Genomic DNA, 3,021 nt, shown 5'->3' with positions numbered 1-3,021 from the left:
GGCTTTGACGCATCTATAAACTTCTCTGTCTTGAGCCGCTCATCGGCAAGCTTGTACGGGATCCGCCTTATGCAGCCTTCTAAAAGCTTTAAATCCTTAAGCGCCCTCAGCTCAAATATAATACTCGGGAAAAACTGGACCACTTTTTAAGCCAGGTTAAGGATAAAAATACTGTATAATCAAGGCTTAAAAAATGGGAGGAAAGGCATGGTAAAGAAAAGGCATGAACCGGCTCTTAAGGCAAGGGTCGCTCTCGAGGCGATCAAGGGCGAGAAGACATTGGCGCAACTTAGCTCTGAATACGGGATCAATGTGAATTTGATCTCCAAATGGAAAAAAGAGCTAATTCAGCGTTCAGCCGATCTTTTCGCAAAGCCCGGCAATACAGTCTCCAAACACAATGAAGACTTAACTGATAAACTGCATGAGACCATCGGGGAAATCACCATGGAGAACAAGTGGCTCAAAAAAAAATTAAAGATTTTGGAATAGACGAACGAATGAAACTGATTAACAAAACCGACAAAAAGTACAGCATCCGCAGCCAGTGCATGCTTCTCGGCATCAACCGGTCGCGTTTCTACTATAAACCGGTGCCCTTTTCCGAAGAGACTCAGATTCTGATGGATCTCCTGGACAGGGAGTATACGATTCACCCGTTTTACGGAGTCGGCAAAATGAAAAAGTATTTACGCGACATGGGCTATCACGTGGGCCATGACCGCACAAGGACGCTTCTTCGCACAATGGGGCTTATGGCTATATATCCTAAGCGCAACTTGTCCAGGCCCCATCCTGATCATAAGATATATCCGTATTTGCTGCGGGGCGTCAAGGTGGAGAGGGCAAACCAGGTCTGGTGCGCCGATATCACTTATATCAGGCTGGAGAAGGGATTTGCCTACCTGGTGGCGATAGTAGACTGGTATAGCCGGTATGTATTGAGCTGGCGATTATCAAATACGCTTGATGCGGATTTTTGCGTGGAAGCGCTGCAGGAAGCTATCGGAATATATGGAGTCCCGGATATATTCAATAGCGACCAGGGGCCGCAGTTTACCTGCAAGGAATTTAACAATGTTTTAACCTCTCATGATATCCGCATCAGTATGGACGGCCGGGGGCGCTGCCATGATAATATTTTTGTTGAAAGGCTGTGGCGCACGGTCAAATATGAAAATGTATATCTTAGCGGATATCGCACGATTCCTGAAGCCAGGGAAGGTCTGAGGTGTTATTTCAGATTTTACAATATGGAGCGCTACCACCAGACGTTTGATTATGATACGCCGTGGAAAGTATATTCAGATGCATTGGCCGAGGCCGGACTGGATAAGATGACAGCTCACGGCACATATCATGACCTTAATGCCAGCGTGTATTTGGGGATAGCCTGATGGAGTTATCCACAGTTATCAACATATCCACAAAGAAAGAAAAAAAGAAGCAAAAAAAGAAAGAAACGACTACTACTGGATTTATCCTTAACTTATCAAAAAAATGGTCTGGACAAACCCGAGTACTTCAATCCGGCAAGGAAGCCATCGCCTCATACCGGTGAATATGTTTGCTATCGATGTTTAATTTCTTGAGCATTTCTCCTTTACTTACGGTTTTCCCATCCCTGGGAGAACCGAAGCGGGTATCTCCACCCTGGCGTTTCGGGAATTTCTTGCTGAATTTGCCAATGCCTCTTTCGGCCCTCAGGCGGATTTCTGCGATTTTGTTCTGTAACTCTAAGCTTTCTTTTACCTGTCTGGAGTAGACATGGTATAACTCGGCCTGATCCCTTAATCTCTTTACCTCCTCGATGCTTCTGCACTCCTCAATAGCTTTTTTGGCTGTATCCCATCTGTCTAAAATTAACAGTTCCTTCCTATCCGGGTCGCTTCCGTTATTCCTTAATGCTTTTTGCTTCATCTTTCCCTCTCCCCTCGGTTTTGTTCGTTACCTGGCAACCAATTGCGAACTTGCAGAAGCGGATAAGTTGATTCGCCTGTTCTGCAGCTTCGTCAAAAGGCAGCCTAATTTCGTGCCGTTCCAGGCAGATTTCCTGAAACTCCTCAATCGCCTTTTTCTTGACCATGGATCTCACACCTCCTTTCACTAAGCCTTGGCGAAAAGTCGCCCAGCGTGGAGTTAGGGAAGCAAAAAAGAATGAAACAAGAGGAGAAAAAAATTAAATTCTTAGATTAGCTCTGGGTGATTAATCACCCAAAGGCAGATTTGGGCCCGAATCTTGAGTGAGGTATCTTAGAAACCATTGCAGGCTGGAAGGTAAATGGCGGGAAATCATAGTTGACGTTCAGCATCCGTGTCTCAAGTATTGCTAGTAATAGTATCTACGGTTCTCCCATTGCTGGGTAAACCGTAACCAATCTTTTCTTTCGCCTTGTATGCTGGTGGCTTGATAAACAGTGGACAAAAGACATCTGGGGATTTATAATCTAAATCGTACGCCTTGAAAAAATGCGGTAGTAAAGGAGGTGACTTTATATGGCAGGCTCAAAAAACTTGGACATAGCAGAGGAAATAGCCGCCCGTCGTAAAAAAGCAGAGAAGATAGCCGCCAATCATAAAATAGCCGATGTTAATGAGATTAATGAGATTACGAATGTGCTGACCTGTGCTGTTATGGCGCTTAAGGATATGCGGGGGAAAAACAATAAACCTCTCTCTGAGAAAAGAATTCTAGAAATAGTCGCTGGCCATTTAGATGAGGCGCTAAAATATCTTGAACCGGAGAGAGCCTTTTCTATGTTCAGTAGCTCTGACGTCAAGAAGTTAGTAACTGTTTACATTCCTTATTACAATGCCCTAACCAGCAAAGAAACGCCGTTTTATACCCGTGAAGAATTGGCAGAGGTTATTCAAGATTTCTATAGATATTTATTTAGCAATAAAAATTTTCTTTTGTTATGCGGTTACCCGAGAAGAAGTTTTGAAAAGAGCCCTTATTTTGATCGCCTATTATCAAACTTGTATCCTGTCAAAATTCAGAAGCCTCCAGAGCAGGGATGG

The 3,021-nt window shown here is 44.1% G+C and carries 5 protein-coding genes; 3 read left to right on the top strand and 2 right to left on the bottom strand.

What is annotated here, in order from left to right:
• The first annotated feature begins 207 nt into the window (after positions 1–207).
• Both QZP87_RS11830 and QZP87_RS11825 read left to right on the top strand, forming a co-directional pair.
• Positions 208–492, top strand: coding sequence for a hypothetical protein (locus tag QZP87_RS11830; protein ID WP_291323131.1), 285 nt, complete (start codon positions 208–210; stop codon positions 490–492).
• On the top strand, positions 459–1,397 hold the full coding sequence (locus QZP87_RS11825; protein ID WP_291323130.1) for an IS3 family transposase: 939 nt from the start codon (positions 459–461) through the stop codon (positions 1,395–1,397). Before QZP87_RS11830 ends, QZP87_RS11825 begins: the two co-directional genes overlap by 34 nt.
• Positions 1,398–1,524: 127 nt before the next feature.
• Here the strand turns inward: QZP87_RS11825 and QZP87_RS11820 are convergent, their stop codons facing one another.
• Both QZP87_RS11820 and QZP87_RS11815 read right to left on the bottom strand, forming a co-directional pair.
• Positions 1,525–1,920, bottom strand: a complete 396-nt coding sequence (locus QZP87_RS11820) for a hypothetical protein (RefSeq protein WP_291323129.1) — start codon at positions 1,918–1,920, stop codon at positions 1,525–1,527.
• Positions 1,895–2,086, bottom strand: a complete 192-nt coding sequence (locus QZP87_RS11815) for a hypothetical protein (RefSeq protein ID WP_291323128.1) — start codon at positions 2,084–2,086, stop codon at positions 1,895–1,897. Before QZP87_RS11815 ends, QZP87_RS11820 begins: the two co-directional genes overlap by 26 nt.
• 410 nt (positions 2,087–2,496) lie before the next feature.
• Here QZP87_RS11815 and QZP87_RS11810 point away from each other — a divergent pair.
• The coding region (locus tag QZP87_RS11810; RefSeq protein ID WP_291323127.1) for a hypothetical protein at positions 2,497–3,021 on the top strand (525 nt) is incomplete at its 3' end.

The sequence above is a fragment of the Desulfonatronospira sp. genome (genome assembly GCA_003563255.1).
In the GTDB taxonomy this organism is placed as follows: domain Bacteria; phylum Desulfobacterota; class Desulfovibrionia; order Desulfovibrionales; family Desulfonatronovibrionaceae; genus Desulfonatronospira.
Note: the sequence above shows the minus strand (reverse complement) of the source record. Positions and strands in the feature narration are given on the sequence as shown.

Bases quoted from the DNA above. Each gene is read 5' to 3' on its own strand.
- QZP87_RS11830 (WP_291323131.1), top strand. From the start codon at position 208: ATGGTAAAGAAAAGGCATGAACCGGCTCTTAAGGCAAGGGTCGCTCTC.
- QZP87_RS11820 (WP_291323129.1), bottom strand. From the start codon at position 1,920: ATGAAGCAAAAAGCATTAAGGAATAACGGAAGCGACCCGGATAGGAAG.
- QZP87_RS11815 (WP_291323128.1), bottom strand. From the start codon at position 2,086: ATGGTCAAGAAAAAGGCGATTGAGGAGTTTCAGGAAATCTGCCTGGAA.